The sequence below is a fragment of the Pseudomonas sp. BS3782 TE3695 genome (genome assembly GCF_050435305.1).
In the GTDB taxonomy this organism is placed as follows: Bacteria; Pseudomonadota; Gammaproteobacteria; order Pseudomonadales; family Pseudomonadaceae; genus Aquipseudomonas.
In genome coordinates this window covers 5,060,008-5,078,261 of record NZ_JBNDKB010000001.1, presented here as the reverse complement: position 1 = coordinate 5,078,261, position 18,254 = coordinate 5,060,008, and the positions used below count along the sequence as shown (strand labels likewise).

17 protein-coding genes and 2 pseudogenes are annotated in these 18,254 nt (G+C 60.5%); 9 read left to right on the top strand and 10 right to left on the bottom strand.

The features are described 5' to 3' along the window. Positions 1-50 precede the first annotated feature (50 nt). On the bottom strand, positions 51-1,202 hold the full coding sequence (locus tag ABH909_RS22920; protein WP_429437432.1) for an MFS transporter: 1,152 nt from the start codon (positions 1,200-1,202) through the stop codon (positions 51-53). A 168-nt stretch (positions 1,203-1,370) separates the two neighbouring features. Between ABH909_RS22920 and ABH909_RS22915 the strand changes: the two genes are divergently transcribed. Continuing rightward, positions 1,371-2,363 carry a diaminopimelate epimerase gene (locus ABH909_RS22915; RefSeq protein ID WP_429437429.1) on the top strand — a complete coding sequence of 331 codons (993 nt, stop codon included), beginning with the start codon at positions 1,371-1,373 and terminating at the stop codon, positions 2,361-2,363. A 102-nt stretch (positions 2,364-2,465) separates the two neighbouring features. Here ABH909_RS22915 and codA read toward each other — a convergent pair whose 3' ends face one another. From codA to ABH909_RS22890, 5 genes are all read right to left on the bottom strand, one after another. Continuing rightward, complete coding sequence (gene codA / locus ABH909_RS22910; protein WP_429437426.1) at positions 2,466-3,713, bottom strand: cytosine deaminase; 1,248 nt, start codon at positions 3,711-3,713, stop codon at positions 2,466-2,468. 12 nt (positions 3,714-3,725) lie between these two features. Further along, positions 3,726-4,997 (bottom strand): cytosine permease, encoded by a 1,272-nt coding sequence (codB, locus tag ABH909_RS22905; protein ID WP_429437423.1) that lies wholly within the window; start codon positions 4,995-4,997, stop codon positions 3,726-3,728. Between the two features lie 251 nt (positions 4,998-5,248). Then, positions 5,249-6,079 carry an alpha/beta fold hydrolase gene (locus ABH909_RS22900; protein WP_429437420.1) on the bottom strand — a complete coding sequence of 277 codons (831 nt, stop codon included), beginning with the start codon at positions 6,077-6,079 and terminating at the stop codon, positions 5,249-5,251. Positions 6,080-6,407: 328 nt separating this feature from the next. Beyond that, positions 6,408-6,764: a 6-carboxytetrahydropterin synthase QueD gene (gene queD, locus ABH909_RS22895; RefSeq protein ID WP_003173033.1), complete on the bottom strand. Its 357-nt coding sequence runs from the start codon at positions 6,762-6,764 to the stop codon at positions 6,408-6,410. A 75-nt stretch (positions 6,765-6,839) separates the two neighbouring features. Further along, positions 6,840-7,919 (bottom strand): patatin-like phospholipase family protein, encoded by a 1,080-nt coding sequence (locus tag ABH909_RS22890; protein ID WP_429437417.1) that lies wholly within the window; start codon positions 7,917-7,919, stop codon positions 6,840-6,842. Positions 7,920-8,202: 283 nt separating this feature from the next. Here ABH909_RS22890 and ABH909_RS22885 point away from each other — a divergent pair, with 283 nt between their 5' ends. The 4 genes from ABH909_RS22885 to ABH909_RS22870 are packed head-to-tail and all read left to right on the top strand — an operon-like array spanning position 8,203 to position 10,813. Beyond that, entirely contained in the window at positions 8,203-8,511 is a 309-nt protein-coding gene (locus ABH909_RS22885) for a PepSY domain-containing protein (RefSeq protein ID WP_429437414.1), read from the top strand. After that, positions 8,511-8,831 carry a PepSY domain-containing protein gene (locus tag ABH909_RS22880; protein ID WP_429437411.1) on the top strand — a complete coding sequence of 107 codons (321 nt, stop codon included), beginning with the start codon at positions 8,511-8,513 and terminating at the stop codon, positions 8,829-8,831. The genes ABH909_RS22885 and ABH909_RS22880 overlap by 1 nt, the downstream gene beginning before the upstream one ends. Positions 8,832-8,834: 3 nt before the next feature. Beyond that, positions 8,835-9,503 carry a response regulator transcription factor gene (locus ABH909_RS22875; protein ID WP_429437408.1) on the top strand — a complete coding sequence of 223 codons (669 nt, stop codon included), beginning with the start codon at positions 8,835-8,837 and terminating at the stop codon, positions 9,501-9,503. Next, the gene (locus ABH909_RS22870; RefSeq protein ID WP_429437405.1) at positions 9,500-10,813 is read left to right on the top strand and encodes a sensor histidine kinase; all 1,314 of its coding nucleotides are present in this window, start codon (positions 9,500-9,502) and stop codon (positions 10,811-10,813) included. The genes ABH909_RS22875 and ABH909_RS22870 overlap by 4 nt, the downstream gene beginning before the upstream one ends. Before the next feature lie 716 nt (positions 10,814-11,529). On the opposite strand, the gene ABH909_RS22865 is transcribed toward ABH909_RS22870, so the two are convergent. Both ABH909_RS22865 and ABH909_RS22860 read right to left on the bottom strand, forming a co-directional pair. Further along, complete coding sequence (locus ABH909_RS22865) at positions 11,530-12,285, bottom strand: methyl-accepting chemotaxis protein (RefSeq protein WP_429440071.1); 756 nt, start codon at positions 12,283-12,285, stop codon at positions 11,530-11,532. Between the two features lie 102 nt (positions 12,286-12,387). Further along, positions 12,388-12,534 (bottom strand): annotated as a pseudogene (locus tag ABH909_RS22860) (HAMP domain-containing protein); the annotation flags it as partial. A gap of 1,594 nt (positions 12,535-14,128) precedes the next feature. On the opposite strand from ABH909_RS22860, the gene ABH909_RS22855 reads away from it, so the two are divergent. Next, positions 14,129-15,445: a Na+/H+ antiporter family protein gene (locus ABH909_RS22855; protein ID WP_429437402.1), complete on the top strand. Its 1,317-nt coding sequence runs from the start codon at positions 14,129-14,131 to the stop codon at positions 15,443-15,445. 50 nt (positions 15,446-15,495) lie between these two features. Here ABH909_RS22855 and ABH909_RS22850 read toward each other — a convergent pair whose 3' ends face one another. After that, entirely contained in the window at positions 15,496-15,627 is a 132-nt protein-coding gene (locus ABH909_RS22850; protein ID WP_429437399.1) for a hypothetical protein, read from the bottom strand. Between ABH909_RS22850 and ABH909_RS22845 the strand changes: the two are divergent. The 3 genes and pseudogenes from ABH909_RS22845 to ABH909_RS22835 form a co-directional block, all read left to right on the top strand. After that, positions 15,626-16,402, top strand: a pseudogene (locus tag ABH909_RS22845) (cache domain-containing protein); the annotation flags it as partial. The gene ABH909_RS22850 and the pseudogene ABH909_RS22845 overlap by 2 nt on opposite strands. An 84-nt stretch (positions 16,403-16,486) precedes the next feature. Beyond that, the gene (locus ABH909_RS22840; RefSeq protein WP_429440069.1) at positions 16,487-17,254 is read left to right on the top strand and encodes a methyl-accepting chemotaxis protein; all 768 of its coding nucleotides are present in this window, start codon (positions 16,487-16,489) and stop codon (positions 17,252-17,254) included. 429 nt (positions 17,255-17,683) lie between these two features. Continuing rightward, complete coding sequence (locus tag ABH909_RS22835; protein WP_429437396.1) at positions 17,684-17,842, top strand: metallothionein; 159 nt, start codon at positions 17,684-17,686, stop codon at positions 17,840-17,842. Positions 17,843-17,912: 70 nt separating this feature from the next. Here the strand turns inward: ABH909_RS22835 and ABH909_RS22830 are convergent, their stop codons facing one another. Beyond that, positions 17,913-18,140 (bottom strand): DUF6555 family protein, encoded by a 228-nt coding sequence (locus tag ABH909_RS22830; protein WP_007907010.1) that lies wholly within the window; start codon positions 18,138-18,140, stop codon positions 17,913-17,915. Positions 18,141-18,254 lie beyond the last annotated feature (114 nt).

The following is an 18,254-nucleotide window of genomic DNA, read 5'->3' as shown; positions in this document are numbered from 1 at the left end:
GGGATATGCGTTTCCCTGTAGGAGCTGCTGCAGGCTGCGATCTTTTCGCTCTAAACCTTCAACACCCTTCCGCCAATCGCCACGGCCACCAGCAACACTGCCATCAACCCAAAGGCAAAACTCAGGCTGCTGCCGTGGGCGATAAAGCCGATCACCGCAGGCCCGGCGAGAATACCGGCATAACCCAAGGTGGTGATGGCCGGCACGGCGATGCTTTCCGGCATGACGGTCTGTTTGCCGACGGCGGTGTACAGCACTGGCACAATGTTCGAGCAGCCAGCCCCCAGCAACGCATAACCCACCAGCGCCGCCTCCCACGCCGGTGCGAACGTCGCCAGCGCCAGGCCCGCCGCGGCCGTCAGCCCACCGAACACAATCACCCGCGTATAACCAAGACGCCGAACAATCCTGTCGCCGGTCAAGCGCCCGATGGTCATGGTCAGCGCAAATGCCGCATAACCCAGCCCCGCATACGCCGTGTCGATCCCGCGCTCCTGCGCCAGGAACACCGCGCTCCAGTCGAGCGCCGCGCCTTCGGCCAGGAACACGATGAAGCACATCCCGCCGATAAACAGCACGATGCCATGGGGCACGGCGAATGCCGGGCCGGAGCTTTCACTGCCGTAAGGCAACAGGTGCGGCGCGGCTTTAAGCAAGGCCAGCACTAGAATCACGATCACCACCAACATCGCCCCCAGCGGCGAAAAACCCAAACCGAGCAGGGCGCTGACACCCGCCGCACCGACGATTCCGCCGAGGCTGAACAGCCCATGAAACCCCGACATCATGGTTTTGCCGCTGGCCCGCTCGACGATCACCGCTTGCAGATTCACCGTCGAATCCACCGTGCCCAGGCCGGCGCCGAACATGAACAACGCCGCGATCAACGCCGGAATCGAAGACACCGTCGCCAACAGCGGCAGTGCCGCACAGATCAACAAAGTCCCGCCGCTCAACACCCGGCGGCAGCCAAAACGCGTCGCCAGAATACCGGCCATGGGCATCGCCAGAATCGAGCCCACCCCAAGGCACAGCAGCAACAGCCCGAGGGTTCCTTCATCCAGCCCGGCCCGCGCCTTGGCGTAAGGCACCAGCGGCGCCCAGGCCGCGATGCCGATGCCTGCGATGAAGAAGGCGATGCGGGTGGACATCTGTTCCAGACGTCCGGGGACGAATGCGGCTTGAGTATTGAGGTTGGTCATATCGATCCTTGGCAAAAAACGTCGCGTCCCCAAGGGACAGTGAACAACCGCAACGGGTTCGATCATCACGTCCGGGCGGGGCCGCAGTCAGGCAGGGTGACATCCTTGCACAGCCAGTCGCTGTTTCGCGATATCGTCGACGCATCAATTGTTCATAAAGGGGGCGCCATGACGCGGATGTACGATGCTCGAGGGAATATCTACGCGGTCGTGACGCCGGACAACGTGCGAAGTAGCGGAATCGAATTGCCTGCGCTGGCCAGTCATGCCGCGCAAACCCGCGAAGCGTGGACGGTGTCGGCTATCGAGGCATTCTGCGCTTGGGCTCCAGGTACACAGCCGCCCGGCAGCAAGGGACATCGTTGCGATGGTCTGCTGGTAGGACCGTTTCAATCGTCGCCGCCGTTTGATCTGTTGATCGTCAACACTGACGGCACGCTGGCCGAGCGCAGCGGCAATGGCCTGACGATTTTTTCCCAGGCCCTTGCTGAACAAGGGTTGATGCCCACGGAAGAGGCCTGTCAGCTGCGGGTTCATCACGACAAGAGCGACGCGGTTTCACCGGTGGAGACTTCAGTGAAACCCGCTGAAATCGATGGTGTGCAAGGGTTCTGGCTGGACCTGGGGCAGCCATCGTTCGGGCCTGAAGCGGTGGCGGCGCAAGGGGTTGAACCCGTGGTGTTGAAGGGGCGCGAAGTCAGTCATGTGCGGCCGTTGTCGGCGCTCGATTCTGCCTGGAACCGCAGCCAGTTCGTACGCATCGGTAATCCCCATTGCGTAACGTTGGTGACCGGTGCCGATGCGTTGCCGAGTAATGCGCAGATGCGCGAATCGGGATTGGCCGACGGCTTGACCCGCATCGCATACGCTATGCCGACCGGCGCAGGGCAGCCATGCGCGGCAGGGGTGAACCTGCAATGGGCGATGCTTGAATCCGAGGGTCGAATCGTTGCGCGGGTGTTCGAGCGCGGCGAAGGGCCGACCGCCTCGTCTGGCACCAGCGCCAGTGCAGTGGCGTGTGCGGCGTGGCGTGCGGGTTGGGTGACGGCGGGGGAGGTGAAGGTGGTCATGCCTGGCGGCACGGCGCCGATTTTGCTGGAGGAAATGGAGGGCGAGTTGAGTCGGGTCAGATTATTCGGGACGGCGCGGTTGATGCGGTGAATTTCAAACCGCTATCGCGGGCAAGCCCGCTCCCACAGGGATCACGCTGAACCTGTGGGAGCGGGCTTGCCCGCGAAGGGGCCATCACATTCAACGAAGATCTCAGCTCAAATCACCACTGAATTCCACCACTGGCATCTGCCGCTTCATCAACACCTTACCCCCGCGAACCGAATACAGCGGCAAGCCCTGACTGCGAATCACCTCATAATCGCTGTCCGCCGACAGAATCAGCAGATTCGCCGGTCGCCCTTGTTCCAGTCCATAGCGATCACCCAGGTTCATGGCCTTGGCGCTGTTGTCGGTCACCAGGTCCAACGCACTTTGCAGATTGCGATAACCGAGCATGTGGCAGATGTGCAACCCAGCCTCGAGCACCCGCAAAATGTTGCCATTCCCCAACGGATACCACGGATCAACGATCGAATCCTGGCCGAAGCACACGTTCATCCCCGCTTCGAGCAACTCATTCACTCGGGTCACGCCGCGGCGTTTCGGGAAGTTATCGAAGCGTCCTTGCAGGTGAATGCTTTCGGTGGGGCAGGAGACAAAGCTGATCCCCGAATGCCCGAGCAGCCGAAAGAGCTTGGCGCAGTAGGCGTTGTCGTAAGAGCCCATGGCCGTGGTGTGGCTGGCGGTGACGCGCGAACCCATGTCGCGGCTGCGGGTTTCTTCGGCCAGCACCTCAAGGAAACGTGAGTGCGGGTCGTCGGTTTCGTCGCAATGCACGTCCACCAGACAACCGGTGCGCTCGGCCAGGTCCATGAGAAACTTCACCGAACTGACGCCCTGATCCCGGGTGTACTCGAAATGCGGAATGCCCCCGACCACATCGGCGCCCAGGCGGATCGCTTCTTCCATCAGCTCCCGACCGTTGCGGTACGACTCGATGCCTTCCTGAGGGAACGCAACGATTTGCAGGTCGATCAGATGACGGCTTTCCTCGCGGACTTCAAGCATCGCCTTGAGCGCCGTCAGCTCCGGGTCAGTGACGTCGACGTGGGTGCGCACATGCTGAATGCCGTGGGCGGCGAGGGTCTGGATGGTTTTCTTGGCGCGAGTCTTGGTGTCTTCCTGGGTGATGGTTGCCTTGCGCTCACCCCAGCACTCGATGCCTTCGAACAGCGTGCCGCTCATGTTCCAGCGCGGCTCGCCGGCGGTCAGGGTGGCGTCGAGGTGAATGTGCGGCTCGACGAAGGGCGGCACCACCAGATTACCGCCGGCGTCCAGGTCGTCAGGCCCCAGTGATGGGGCTTCGGTTTGCCGGGCGATGCTGTGAATCAGACCGTTTTCCAGGTGCAACTCATGCAGGCCTTCTTGGTTGCGCAGGCGGGCGTTGATGATATGCATCAGGCAATCCTTCTAGAGATCTTGTAATGGTGCGTCGGCGGTACGGGCACCCAGTACCCCGGTCAATAGCACATACGTTAGCGCGGCTACGGCAATCCCTACCAGCGGCGCGACCCACGGCGAGCTGAAGGCGGCGATTGTGCCGACCGCGTAAGCGCTCAGCCCCGGCCAGTTGAACGCGGGCAGCCGTGTGTCGGCCAGGCGTGGGTAGCGGCCCCGATAGCGAAAGAAAAAGTCCGCCATAATCACCCCGCCAATTGGCGGAATCACTGTGCCCAGCAGAATCAGATAAGGCACCAGCATGTCGTACATGCCCAGCAGCGCCAGCAACGTACCGATCACCGCGCCGGTCAGGGTCACGGCTTTGCGCCGGCCGGTGCGCAGCAGGTTGCAGCCGGCGACGGCGAAGTTGTAGATGGTGTTGTCCTGAGTGCTCCAGATGTTGAGCAGCAACATCGCCATCGCGGCCATGGCGAAGCCTTGCAACAGCAGCACTTCGACTACGTCCGGCTGCTGATAAACGATGGCGCCGTAGGCTCCGATCAGCACCATCAGACCGTTGCCGACAAAGAAACCGATCAGGCTCGCCAGCACCGCCACCCGCGCCGAACGAGAGAAGCGTGTCCAGTTGGTGGCTTGCGTCGCACCGCTGACGAATGTGCCGAACACCAGGGTAATGGCGGTCGACCAATCCAGCGTTCCCGTCGGCACCACCGCGAGCAAGCCCTCGAGACCGCCGACTTTCACCGTGGCGACCCACATCGACAACATCAGCAGCAACATCATGGCCGGTACGGCGATGTACGACAGAATCTCCAATCCGCGATAGCCGATGTACGCCGTGGCGCAGAAGCCCAGGCCAAACAGCACCATCAGCCCCAGAACCGTGCCCTCGCTCAGTCCGAAATATTTGCCCAGCACCACTGCCGCCGTCGCGGTGCCCCAGGCGTACCAGCCGATCTGGGTGAAACCGAGGATCAGGTCGCTGAGTTTGCTGCCCACTTCACCAAAGCAGAAACGTCCCATCAGCACCGAGTTAAGGCCGCTCTTGAAGGCAATGTAGCCAAGCCCCGCGGCGTAGATCCCCAGCAGCAGATTGCCGACGATAATCACTGCCATCATCTCGCCGAAACTGAACGCCACACCGAGCTTGCCACCGGCAAACATGGTCGCGGTGAAGAAGGTAAAACCCAGTAGCACCATGGCGGTGGAGGCAAGTCCTTTGCGGGCATGCATCGGGACTTCGCTGAGGGGGTAATCGTTGCCCGAATCGTTTTGCGTCATGTGGCGTTCCTTGCTGGATGGAGGACGCGTGGGTATTGCAGTGCTCGTGCCAATGGCGCGAGGGTGTTGTTATTTATAGACGAGCAGGCGGATTTGGCCCTCAGAGAGGCACGAAAGCGGTGCACCTGAAGAAACACAGCACCCATGTGGGGAGCGGGCTTGCTCGCGAAAGCGGCCTGACATTCAACAATGATGCTGGCTGACACACCGCTTTCGCGAGCAAGCCCGCTCCCACAATGGATTCGGTTTTTTCAGGGGGAATTGTGCAGGGGCAAAAACCGCAGCAGCGCCGCCACAATCGCCTCCGGCGCATCCTCCTGAACCAGATGCCCGGCATTGGCAATGGCATGAAACTGCGACCCCGCAATCACCTGATGCAGCGCCTGGCCACGCTCAATGGGAATCCACTGATCGTCCTCTCCCCACAGAATCTGCACCGGGCAGCGAACCGTCGGGTACAGCCCTTCGACCTCGCGGGTAAAACGTTCATCCATCTGCGCGATCTGCCGATAGAACGCTGCTCGTCCAGGTTCCCCAAGCCATGGCCGCACATAAGGCGCCAGCTCATGATCGGGAATCTCGCGCTTGATCGCGCCGCGAATATAGGCCGGGACAATCGCCTGCTGAATGTAATCGGGCAGTCCACTGAATGCGGCTTCATGCTGACGCACATGCTGCACGAACGGTGATCCCCAGGGCGACAGCGCCACCGGATCGATCAGCGTCAGGCTGCGGTAATCCTTGCCATTGAGCAGATGCGCGCGCAACGCGGTGGCGCCGCCGAAATCGTGGGCAACCACGTCTGGCCGTTCCAGGCCCCAGTGCTCCAGCAATTGCGCCAACAACTGGTTTTGGATGCCCAGCGACACATCGCCGTCGGGCTGCGTGGATTGCCCGTAACCCAGCAGATCGAAGTAGTGCACCCGATGCGTGGTGATGAAGTGCGGCGCAATCCGGTGCCATACATAAGAAGAGAAGGGCGTGCCATGCACGAACACCAGCGGCGGCCCGTCGCCACGCACGGCGTAGCGCACGGAATGCCCGTTGAAGCGATAGGTCTGAGCCAGCGGCCAGTCAGCCATGGGAGCGTCCTCTTGGCGTGTGCGAGCCAAGAAGCATAGGCATAAAAAAACAGCCATTGAAGGCTGTTTATCTATTCACTGACGAAACGCAGTTCCCCTTGTGGGAGCGGGCTTGCTGTTCATTAGGCGCGCTCTTGGATTGTGGCGAGCGAGCTTGCTCGCGCTGGGCTGCGTAGCGGCCCTAAAATCTACAATCATTGCCGATTTTTGTGAGTGCTACGCACTCAAGCGGGAGCAAGCTCCCTCGCCACAGGTTTCTCTGACTCAAGACTCTCTTAAGTGAACAGCATTACTCTCCACAGGGGATTTTCGTTGTCTTTAGATCGGCTTACTCACCGCGATAGATGCAACCGCTGGTGCACGTCTCATGGATACGAATCGCGCTGAGTTCCGGCAGCAGGGGCTTCAATTCATTCCAGATCCACTTGGCCAGCACTTCGCTGGTCGGGTTTTCCAGGCCAGGAATGTCGTTCAGGTAGTTATGGTCCAGACGCTCGTAGAGCGGCTTGAAGATCGCCTTGATTTCCGAGAAGTCGCGGATCCAGCCCGTGTGCGGATCGAGATCGCCGCTCAGGTGAATCGCCACTTTGAACGAGTGACCGTGCAGGCGACCGCACTTGTGGCCGTCTGGCACGTGGGGCAGGCGGTGGGCGGATTCGAAAGTAAATTCCTTGAAGATTTCCACAGTGTTTTCAGCTCTGTTCAGGTGGCGTTCGCCGCAGCGATTCGGGCAGGCGGCGAGTTTAACAGTTTGTCCTGACTAAAGGGTCAGCAAGCGCTCGCCGAGGCGACCGTTGGCGGTCAGTTCGAGGAATTCGTCACCCAGCCTGCGGCTTTCATCCATCGTCGTGCGCCAGTATTTCTGCCGGCTCGGGGCGTCGCCCATGAAGCGCTTGAAATCGTTCCGGTCCGGCAGTTTGCCGTAGGGCAGGCGCGACAGATATTCCTTGGACGGCGCCAGTAACAGAACATCCTGCAAGCGCGCAGGACAGGCACGGCGCCACGGCAGGGTCTTGTCGAACCAGCCGGGGATCACTCGATCAGTGAAGTGCGGATACAGCACAATGTCGTTGCCGCTGTAGGGCAGGTCGAGGTGATAGTCCAGCAGTCCGCCATCGCGAAACGTCCCCGCACCGGCGCCCGGCAGGTCACGCACGCCTTGCATGACCATCGGGATCGAACCCGAAGCGAGCAGGGCCTGGCGCAGGTTGCCGGCATCCAGCGCAACGAAGCGCGACGGGAAGTCATTCAACGCGTTGACCGGTGGTGCCAGGCGCGGGTCGTGGATGATCAGCCGCTCGAAATGCCGCGACAGCCGCGCCCGCCCGCGCAGGTTGTCGGCGATCACCGACGACAGCCCCAGCCCCAGCCGACCGCGATGATCGTCAGCCAGCAGGCCATGGCTTTTGACCACCATGATGTTCAGTCGATAGTGGGCGTTGTCCAGAATCGAGGCATCACGGCCGTCGAGCAAGTCATCGAGCATGCGCCGGGAACTCTGGCTGATCTGCGCCATGGTCACGCCCTTGGCGAAATTTTGCTCGGTGTACAGATGACCGAGGCGACGGATGCCTTCGGCGGCATCCGGCAGGCAGGCGCTGGCGAACCGCCAGGAACCCACCGAAGCGCCGATCAGCGAACGTTGCCGGGGCGCCGCCGGCAGCCATTCGCCGAACAGCGCCAGATCCAGCCCCTGAATCCCCAACGCCTTCGGGCCACCGGCGGCGCCCGGCAGCGTGCCCACATCGGCAGCGCTCAAGCCATTGGCACGGATGCGCGCCAAGGCACGCGGGCCGGCCTTGAGCGTCAGGGAAGGGAACTTAATGTGGATCGCGGTCATAACCGGTCTCGATGTCTGGCGGGGGATTATAAGCATCTCTTGGGCTGTGATTGTCCCCGATCAATGTAGGAGCTGCCGAAGGCTGCGATCTTTTGATTTTGATTTTTGGCGTTCATGACGCAGTCAAAGATCAAAAGATCGCAGCCTTCGGCAGCTCCTACCGGGATTTGTTTATGTCAGTGATGTCGCGTTGCAATCATCAATGATGGCAATTCAGTTTCAGTTAAGTTCGAATCACTAAAGTAGCTCTCGTAGCAACACATAAAAAAATACGGAGACACCCATGAAAATCCTGACTGCCCTGTTTACCGCCTCCATCATCGCCATAACTGCCAGCATTGCCCACGCGCGCGACCTCGGCCCCGACGAAGCCCTGAGACTGCGCGACGCTGGTACCATTGTGTCCTTCGAGAAGCTCAACGCCACGGCATTGGCCAAACACCCCGGCGCCAAAATCAGCGAAACCGAGCTTGAAGAAGAGTACGGCAAGTACATCTACCAGGTCGAACTGCGCGACCCGCAGGGCCTTGAATGGGACCTGGAGTTGGACGCTGTCAGCGGGCAGGTTCTCAAGGATCATCAGGATACGTAATGAAGGTGTTTTCTTTTAATCGGCGCGCCAGCAGTCGGATGGCGCTGGTGCTCCTGGCTTTTTGCTCGGTGGTCATGGCCCGCGATCTGGATCAGGACGAGGCCCTGCGTCTGCGCCAACAAGGTGTGATCCTGCCGCTGGAGCAGCTCTTGCAGCAAGCGCTGGACCTCTATCCCGGGGCCAAGCTGCTGGAAGCCGAGCTTGAGGAAAAACACGACGTCTACATTTACGAGGTTGAGCTGCTGACTGCCGAAGGCGTGGTGCGCGAGCTGGACCTTGACGCCGTCACCGGCCATTTATTGAAAGACAAGGAAGACTGACCGATGCGTTTGCTCCTGGTGGAAGACCACGTGCCACTGGCCGACGAATTGCTGGCCGGCCTCAACCGACAAGGGTACGCCGTGGACTGGCTGGCCGACGGCCGCGATGCGGTGTATCAGGGCAGCAGCGAGCCTTATGACCTGATCATTCTCGACCTCGGCCTGCCGGGTTTGCCGGGGCTCGAGGTGCTGGCGCAATGGCGGGCCGGCGGCTTGACCACACCGGTGCTGATCCTCACCGCGCGCGGTTCCTGGGCTGAGCGGATCGAAGGTCTGAAGACCGGCGCCGACGATTACCTGACCAAACCGTTTCATCCCGAAGAGCTGCACCTGCGAGTCCAGGCATTGTTGCGCCGCTCCCACGGTCACGCCAATCAGCCGACGCTTAAGGCCGCCGGTTTGCATCTGGATGAAGGTCGCCAATGCGTGACCCGCGACGGCGCCGACATTCAGCTCACCGCCGCCGAGTTTCGCCTGCTGCGTTATTTCATGCTGCACCCTGAACAAATCCTTTCCAAAAGCCACCTTGCCGAACACCTCTACGACGGCGAAACCGAGCGCGATTCCAACGTGCTGGAAGTTCACGTCAACCACCTGCGACGCAAGCTCGGCCGCAGCGTGATCGAAACCCGTCGCGGTCAGGGTTACCTGTTCGGCGGGCAAGCCCAGTGAGGTCGATCCAGCGCCGCTTGAGCCTGGGCTTGATCAGCGTGATGGTGATCGTCGGCCTGGTGCTGGCGCAAACCAGCCTGTGGCTGTTCGAAATGGGGCTGCAGCGCTACCTCGAAGCCGGGTTGCGCAACGACAGCGAAAACCTGCTGGTGGCGCTGGTGCGTGGACCCCAGGGTTTGCAACTGGATGAGCGGCACTTGTCGCCGGCCTATCAGCGACCTTTTTCCGGGCATTACTTTCGCATCGATTTTGCCGACAGCCATTGGCGTTCCCGTTCGTTATGGGATCAGGAGTTGCCGCGACTTGAACAGCCTGGCTTGCATAGCAATTTGCAATTGGGGCCGGAAGGGCAGCAGTTGCTAGTGCTGCGTTCGGACTACCGGCGGCTGGGGCAGGCGATTTCCATCAGCGTCGCCCAGGACTACACGCCGATGCGCGAGAGTTTCTGTCGCATGCAGCAACTTGGTCTGGGGTTGGGGTTGGCGGGGCTGTTGCTGATTTTGCTGCTGCAACGGATCACCGTACGCCGCGCCTTGCGCCCGCTGGAAAAGGCCCGCGAGCAAATCGCCCAATTGCAGCAGGGCCAGCGTTCGCAACTGGATGACGCAGTGCCGGTCGAGCTGGAACCGCTGGTGGCGCAGATCAACCATTTGCTGGCCCATACCGAAGACAGCCTCAAGCGTTCACGCAACGCCTTGGGCAACCTCGGCCATGCCTTGAAAACCCCGCTGGCGGTGTTGTTGAGCCTGGCGTCCAGCGAAAAACTCGATGCTCACCCGCAGCTGCGCAAAGTCATGCAGGCGCAACTGGAACAGGTTCAGCAACGGCTCAATCGCGAACTCAACCGCGCCCGGCTGTCCGGCGATGCACTGCCGGGGGCGTTGTTCGATTGCGATGCCGAACTGCCGGGCTTGCTGGCCACGTTGAACATGATTCACGGCGAACACCTGGACTTGAGCTACCGGGCCCCGGCCGGTTTGCAGCTGCCGTGGGATCGCGAAGATCTGCTCGAGTTGCTTGGCAATCTGCTGGACAACGCCTGCAAATGGGCGGATGCCGAGGTTCGATTAAGCGTGGTCGAAACGGCTGAAGGGTTTGAATTGAGCGTTGAAGACGATGGGCCGGGCATTCCCGAAGACCAGCGCACTCAGGTCTTCAGCCGCGGTACCCGGCTGGATGAACAGACGGATGGGCATGGCTTGGGATTGGGTATCGTGCGCGACATCGTCGATACGTGGGGCGGGGTATTGAAGTTGCAGGAAAGCGAGTGGGGCGGGTTGAAGGTGATAATCGAGTTGCCCAAACGCTGACTCCAAACGCAAGGACGCCGCTTAACCTGTGGGAGCGGGCTTGCTCGCGAAGACGGCGGCACAGTCAACATCGATGCCGCCTGACACAATGCCTTCGCGAGCAAGCCCGCTCCCACATGAGTTCTGCGGCGCCCTATAAACCTGATTCAGCACAAATTCCCTGTGGGAGCGGGCTTGCTCGCGAAGACGGCGGCACAGTCAACATCGATGCCGCCTGACACAATGCCTTCGCGAGCAAGCCCGCTCCCACATGAGTTCTGCGGCGCCCTATAAACCTGACTCAGTACAAATTCCCTGTGGGAGCGGGCTTGCTCGCGAAGACGGCGGCACAGTCAACATCGATGCCGCCTGACACAATGCCTTCGCGAGCAAGCCCGCTCCCACATGAGTTCTGCGGCGCCCTATAAACCTGACTCAGTACAAATTCCCTGTGGGAGCGGGCTTGCTCGCGAAGACGGCGGCACAGTCAACATCGATGCCGCCTGACATAACGCCTTCGCGAGCAAGCCCGCTCCCACATGAGTCCTGCGGTGCCCTATAAACCTGACTCAGTACAAATTCCCTGTGGGAGCGGGCTTGCTCGCGAAGACGGCGGCACAGTCAACATCGATGCCGCCTGACACAATGCCTTCGCGAGCAAGCCCGCTCCCACATGAGTTCTGCGGCGCCCTATAAACCTGATTCAGCACAAATTCCCTGTGGGAGCAGCATCGGGATCACACGCGAAACTGATCCATCAAGTTCTGCTGCTGATTCGCCAAGCTATTAAGCGACTGACTCACCCGCGCCGATTCATTGGCCTGCCCTGACAGGGACTCGGTCACATCCCGAATGGTCGCCACGTTGTTATTGATTTCTTCAGCCACTGCGCTCTGCTCTTCAGCCGCACTGGCAATCTGCAGGTTCATGTCGCTGATCACCGTTACCGCATCACCAATCTGCCGCAATGCCGTCACCGCCTGACTAACCTGCTCGACACTGCCCTGAGCCTGGCGATGGCTGTTGTTCATCGAACTCACTACCTCCTGCGTTCCGCTCTGCAGCTGCTCGATCACCAACCGGGTTTCCTCCACGGACTCCTGCGTACGCCGCGCCAGGTTGCGCACTTCATCGGCCACCACGGCGAAACCGCGTCCGGCCTCACCGGCACGGGCGGCTTCGATGGCGGCGTTCAGTGCCAAGAGATTGGTCTGTTCGGCGATGGCGCGAATCACTTCCAGCACCGAACCGATTTTCTCGCTGTTCGCCGCCAGGCCTTCGACCTGGACCATGGCCGCGCTCATGTCGACGGCGAGGTGGTCGATGCTGGCGGTGGTGCGGTCGATCACGGCCAAACCCTGACGAGTCGCCTGATCGGCATCGCGCGCCGCTTGTGCGGCCTGCGCAGCACTACGGGCGACGTCCTGGGCGGTGGCACTCATTTCGTGGGACGCGGTGGCGACCTGATCGACCTGACGGTATTGCTGCTCCATGCCGGCGCTGGTCTGGGTAGCGATGGCGGACGACTGATCCGCCGTGCTGCGGGCGTCCTGCACCGAGCGTTTCACTTGGGCGATGATTGGTTGCAGCTTGTCGAGGAAACGGTTGAACCAACCGGCCAACTGGCCCAGCTCATCCTGCTTATCGTAAGCCAGGCGCCGGGTCAGGTCGCCTTCGCCGCTGGCAATGTCTTCCAGCATGCGGGCCACGCCAAGGATCGGTCGGGTCACGCTACGTGCCATCAACCACACCAACAGCAGACCGACGAGTGCCGCCAGCACACCCAGGCACAGTTCAATCAGCGTACCGGTGGTGTTGCTATCGTCGAGTTGCTTTTTCAGCGCTTCGGCGGGGCCGACCAGGACCTTCTCGGGCACGTCGAGCAACACACCCCAGGATTTGCCACCGGGAATCGGCTGGAAGGGCGACAGCACTTTCAATTGCCGATTGCTGTGCAGGCTTTCAGTTTTGCCGCTGGTGGTCAGTCGGCGGAGCAATTCGGCACCGTCGGTTGTGTCCACGGCGTCCAGGCGCTGGCTGAGCTTGCTGGCGTCCGGGCTGTAGCCGGCGAGCAAACCGACCGGGCTGACGATGCTGACATTGGTCTGGCCGTCATAGAGTTTTTTGCTGGCGCTCTGGCTGATCGCTTGCAGGCTGTTGAGGTTGATGTCCACCGACAGCGAGGCAATGACTTTGCCGTTGACCATCAGCGGGAACACGATGCTGGTCATCAGCACGTTCTGGCCGTCGATCACATAGAAGTAGGGCTCGATCACACATGGCTTGAACGTGGTGCGCGGGCACGTGAACCAGGCGTTGGCCGGCTCGCCGCTGGGGCCGGTGGTGGTGTCGGCCATGTCGCTTTCCGGCAGGGCCATGGAGGTCACTTTGCCCGGTATCGGTTGCGACCAGTACAGGGCGAAGCGACCCTTCTCGTTACTGCCAATCTCTGCCTGATTGGCAAACAGTTCGTCCTTGCCGTCCAGCGCATTGGCTTCGAACACCAGCGACAGACCGAGCAGTTCCGGGTTGGCTTGCAGGGCCGACTTGACCTGCCGGGTCAGGTCTTCACGCAGGTCAAAGGCATCGAGAAAGCGCTTCTCGGCCTGATCACGCAAAAACAGCACCTGCCGCGAAAAGCCATGGCCATATTGATAGGCGTCCATGAACTGCTGACGAATGCCCAGCGCCTGGACTTCCCCTTGGGACTCGATGCGAGCCTGGGCGGCCTCGGTCAGCATGTCCATGCTCGAGGCTTTCACCAGTGCGGAGCTGTGTTCCATGCGATACAGCGAAAGACCTACCAGCAGGGTCACGATGCCTGCCAGGCACAGCCCGGCCAACAGGGTGATTTTCCATTGAATGGAAAGTTGTCTGAGCGACATTGAAACGTCCTTTTATTCGATAAATATCTGAGACTTTGCACTGTAACGGCTGAAATCCGGCTTTCTTTATTTCGTAAGTCGAAGCTTTATCGCGCGGAGCTGCCTGTGGTGGGAGCTTGCCTGTGGCGAGGGCCTGTGGCGAGGGGGCTTGCCCCCGTTGGGTCGCGAAGCGGCCCCGGCATTTGATCAGACAACCCCCATCGACAGGTTTTGCGACTGCTTCGCAGCCGAACGGGGGCAAGCCCCCTCGCCACAAACCCCTTCACCACAGGTGTAAACCATCGGCCCAAACGGGGTGTTCGCTTTGACAAGGCGGCAGCGCTCCGGCACAGTGCGCGCCCTCTGATAAAACCCTTTTCTCCATCCGCTGGTGGCGCTCGTACAGACTACCGGCCGGACTCATTCCGATGGGCGGTGATTGCCTCACCGCGCTGCTTTTGAGGTAACGACAATGAATGCAGTAATTGCCGCGGTCGGCATCATGCTGATACTCAGCCTGTCCCGCGTGCATGTGGTGATCGCGCTGATTGTGGGCGCGCTAGTCGGTGGCTTGACCGGTGGCTTGGGCATCGACGCGACCCTTAAAGCTTTCAACAGCGGCCTCGGCGGCGGAGCGACTGTCGCGTTGTCCTACGCCTTGCTCGGCGCGTTCGCGGTGGCCATCGCCAAATCCGGCCTGGCCCATGCGCTGGCCGACAGGGCCCTGGCCATGGTCGATCGCCAGCACGCCAACGGCGGCGGAAATGTCAAATGGCTGCTGATCGGCCTGCTGTGGGTGGTGGCCATCGCCTCCCAGAACATTTTGCCGATTCATATCGCCTTTATCCCGTTGCTGGTGCCGCCACTGCTGTATGTGCTGACCAAACTGCAACTGGACCGTCGTTTGATTGCCTGTGTCATCACCTTCGGTCTGATCACGCCGTACATGTTCCTGCCCGTGGGCTTCGGTAACATCTTCCTCAATGAAATTTTGCTGGCCAACGTTGCCCGTAGCGGCGTGGACATCAGTGGCATCAACGTCACCCACGCCATGGGCATTCCAGCATTGGGCATGGTGTTTGGCCTCGCAGTAGCCTTCATCAGCTACCGCAAGAAGCGCGTTTACAACCTGGAAAAGATCGAGCAGGTCGAACAGGTCGCGGTGCAGTACAACCCGTTGAGCTTGATAGTCGCCGGCCTGGCCATTGCTGCCGCGTTCATCATTCAGTTGCTGCTCGATTCGATGATTATCGGGGCGCTGGCAGGCTTCCTGATTTTCTCGGCATCGGGCATTGTCAAGTGGCGCGACACCGATGACTTGTTCACTGAAGGCATGAAAATGATGGCGATGATCGGCTTCATCATGATCGCCGCATCCGGTTTTGGCGAAGTGATCAAAGCCACCGGGCAAGTGCAAACGCTGGTCGAAACCTCGGCCTCGTGGATCGGCCACAGCAAAGCCATTGGCGCGTTGTTGATGTTGCTGGTGGGCCTGTTAGTGACCATGGGCATTGGCTCGTCATTTTCCACCGTACCGATTCTGGCGGTGATTTTCGTACCGTTGTGCGTGCAACTGGGCTTCAGCCCGCTCGCCATCGTCAGCATCGTCGGTACCGCCGGCGCATTGGGCGATGCCGGGTCACCTGCGTCGGACTCGACCCTGGGCCCGACTTCCGGTCTGAACATCGACGGCCAGCATCACCACATCTGGGACACCGTGGTCCCGACCTTCCTGCACTACAACCTGCCGCTGCTGGTATTTGGCTGGGTGGCCGCGATGGTTCTGTAACGGCTACTACCCCTGTGGGAGCGAGCCTGCTCGCGATTGCGATCTGTCAGTCACATTGATGCTGAAGGTATCGCCGCCATCGCGAGCAGGCTCGCTCCCACAATGATCGCGTTCAACTTTTGAATTGGCCTGCCGTTATAGCCTTTAACCACGCCAAAAAAATCAAAAAGAGTGAACGTCATGCGCATGAGCCTGAAGGCTAAAGTCCTGTCCCTTGCCGTCCTCCCGGTGCTGCTCTTTGCGCTGGTCATCAGCCTGACCACGCTGTTCATTCTGCAGGAGCAGGCCCGCAAGGAAGTCGAGGAAACCCGTCAGCGCCTGCTCAGCGATGCCAAGGCAACCCTGCAAAGTTACGTCGCTGTGGCCATGACCACGATCAAACCGCTCTACGACGCGGCCGCTCCCGGCGATGACGCAGCGCGAGCGCAGGCGATCAAATTGCTGTCGAGCATCAGCTACGGCAAGGACGGCTACTTCTTCGGCTACGACTCCAATACCGTGCGCCTGTTCAAGGCCAGCAGCCCCGAAGGCGTGGGCCAGAGCTTCAAGGACAATCGCGACCCCAACGGCGTCTACGTCAACCGCGACCTGGTGAAAGTCGCCAAGGACGGTACTCACTACCTGCAATACAGCTCGACGCTGCCCGGTAACACCCAAGTGCTGGTGCCCAAGCTCGGCTACACCGAATACCTGCCGAAGTGGGACATGGCGGTCGGCACTGCGGTCAACCTCGACGGCATCGAAGCCCAAGTGGCAGTGGTCGAGGCCAAGGTCCAGGAGCGCATGCAAGGCGTGGTGCTGAGCATTGTCGGAATTGCCGTGGTGGTGCTGCTGATGATCGCTGTTGCCGGGATGCTGTTGGCCAACACCATTCTGCGTCCGCTGAATCTGATGAAAGCCAACCTCGACGACATCGCGGCAGGCGAGGGCGACCTGACCCGGCGTCTGACCATTACCAGCCGGGATGAACTCGGCCAGCTGGCCGGCTCGTTCAACCGTTTTGTCGACAAGATCCACGGTCTGGTACGTCAGATCACTGAAATGACCTCGCAACTGACCGGGCTGGTGAATCAGGTGTCCGATCAGGCCCAGCGCTCGGATCAAGCCATGGAGCGTCAGCGTCACGAAACCGATCAGGTAGCCACGGCGATCAACCAAATGTCGGCGGCGGCTCAGGAAGTGGCCAAAAGTGCGCAGAACGCGGCGGTCGCTGCCCAGCAGACCGACGAAGAAGGCCAGGCCGCCAAACGCGTGGTGGCCGGCAGCATCGTGAAGATTCATGCGTTGGTCAATGATATTCGCAGCAGCGGCGTGTCGCTCGACAGCCTGCAGAAAGATGTGTCGTCGATTGTCAGCGTGCTCGGGGTGATCCGTTCGATTGCCGAGCAGACCAATCTGTTGGCGCTCAACGCCGCTATCGAAGCGGCCCGCGCCGGTGAGGCCGGGCGTGGTTTTGCGGTGGTCGCCGACGAAGTGCGTGCATTGGCCAGTCGCACGCAAATCAGCACCCAGGAAATCCAGAGCATGATCGACCGCTTGCAGGCCGGCACCCAATCGGCGGTCGAAGCCATGCGCCGCTCCAGCGAGGCCGGTGACGGCACGTCGGCCCAGGCCAACGAGGCCGGGGCATCTCTGGACGCCATGGCCCAACTGATCGGCACCATCAACTCGATGAACGCCCAGATCGCCAGCGCCGCCGAAGAGCAAACCGCCGTGGCCGAAGAGATCAACCGCAGCGTGCATCAAATCGCCGTGGCCGTAGACAGCGTAGCCGATGAAACCCAACTCGGCGCCCAGACCTCCCCGTAGCCTGGCCGATCTGGGGCAGCGCCTGGGGCAACTGGTCGGGCAATTTCGCATCTGATTGCTGGTGCTTTTGTGGCGAGGAGGCTTGCCCCCAATGCCGGTAAGTTAAGAAACGTGAGCAACGATAATCCTGTGGGAGCGTGGCTTGCCCGCGAAGGCGTCGTGTCATTCAACATTGATATTGACTGACACGACGCTTTCGCGGGCAAGCCACGCTCCCACAGGTTCTGCGCCTCGACTTACCTGCATTAGGGTTTCCCCCCTCACCACAGGGCAGTGTTCATTCATGAGTAGCTGCATCGCGACTACCCTCATTAGTAAGCAAGCACTGTCCAAGGGTTTGTTTGAACCCGTTTGGGGAACGGACGGTCATTTGCTTCAGGTGTCGCGCATTCGCGGCACCCGGACGACCCTAACCACGGAGTCAGACTTATGAATGACGGTACCTGCGACTGCCCGAAATGCAACTGTAAACTCGGTGAACACCCTATCGTGCGTCACGGCAAGCACTATTGCTGTGAAGCCTGCGCCAAGCACCATGAAAACGGCGAAGCCTGCGTCAACAAAGGCTGCAAGTGTGCACAACCCTGACCGCTGAGCCAAAAAAGTGGAGCCGTCCAGGCTCCACTTCGCTTCAAATCTTTCCCCTCCTTTTTGACGCTCAACTGGCGGGTCGCCAAGTCACATTCTCGATGCCGAATTTTTCCGCCAGCGGTTTGCTGGTCTTCTGCACCCGTTCACGGCCAAAGCGCGGGATCCGGCCTACTCCGGCATCGCAACTTGCCCAGTGCCAAGCCTCTGCATTGTCCATTTTGTCGAGGCGAATAATGAAAGACTTGGGCTTGCCATGAAGGGTGTATTCAATGACGAAAAGTTTTGCGTTGTTCATAAAGCCTGTATTCCTCCCTGTAGTTATAGAGGGATCGCGAGGCGCGACGAAAATTCAGTCGAATTGTCGGACGGTGACAGTGGCTGGCGACAGCCGGGCGCCTCGTGATCACGG

Excerpts from the sequence above, each read along its gene's own strand:
- ABH909_RS22920 (WP_429437432.1), bottom strand. The coding sequence starts at position 1,202 with ATGACCAACCTCAATACTCAAGCCGCATTCGTCCCCGGACGTCTGGAA.
- ABH909_RS22915 (WP_429437429.1), top strand. The coding sequence starts at position 1,371 with ATGACGCGGATGTACGATGCTCGAGGGAATATCTACGCGGTCGTGACG.
- codA (WP_429437426.1), bottom strand. The coding sequence starts at position 3,713 with ATGCATATCATCAACGCCCGCCTGCGCAACCAAGAAGGCCTGCATGAG.
- codB (WP_429437423.1), bottom strand. The coding sequence starts at position 4,997 with ATGACGCAAAACGATTCGGGCAACGATTACCCCCTCAGCGAAGTCCCG.
- ABH909_RS22900 (WP_429437420.1), bottom strand. The coding sequence starts at position 6,079 with ATGGCTGACTGGCCGCTGGCTCAGACCTATCGCTTCAACGGGCATTCC.
- ABH909_RS22890 (WP_429437417.1), bottom strand. The coding sequence starts at position 7,919 with ATGACCGCGATCCACATTAAGTTCCCTTCCCTGACGCTCAAGGCCGGC.
- ABH909_RS22885 (WP_429437414.1), top strand. The coding sequence starts at position 8,203 with ATGAAAATCCTGACTGCCCTGTTTACCGCCTCCATCATCGCCATAACT.
- ABH909_RS22880 (WP_429437411.1), top strand. The coding sequence starts at position 8,511 with ATGAAGGTGTTTTCTTTTAATCGGCGCGCCAGCAGTCGGATGGCGCTG.
- ABH909_RS22875 (WP_429437408.1), top strand. The coding sequence starts at position 8,835 with ATGCGTTTGCTCCTGGTGGAAGACCACGTGCCACTGGCCGACGAATTG.
- ABH909_RS22865 (WP_429440071.1), bottom strand. The coding sequence starts at position 12,285 with ATGGAGCAGCAATACCGTCAGGTCGATCAGGTCGCCACCGCGTCCCAC.
- ABH909_RS22855 (WP_429437402.1), top strand. The coding sequence starts at position 14,129 with ATGAATGCAGTAATTGCCGCGGTCGGCATCATGCTGATACTCAGCCTG.
- ABH909_RS22850 (WP_429437399.1), bottom strand. The coding sequence starts at position 15,627 with ATGACGTTCACTCTTTTTGATTTTTTTGGCGTGGTTAAAGGCTATAAC.
- ABH909_RS22840 (WP_429440069.1), top strand. The coding sequence starts at position 16,487 with ATGACCTCGCAACTGACCGGGCTGGTGAATCAGGTGTCCGATCAGGCC.
- ABH909_RS22835 (WP_429437396.1), top strand. The coding sequence starts at position 17,684 with ATGAATGACGGTACCTGCGACTGCCCGAAATGCAACTGTAAACTCGGT.
- ABH909_RS22830 (WP_007907010.1), bottom strand. The coding sequence starts at position 18,140 with ATGAACAACGCAAAACTTTTCGTCATTGAATACACCCTTCATGGCAAG.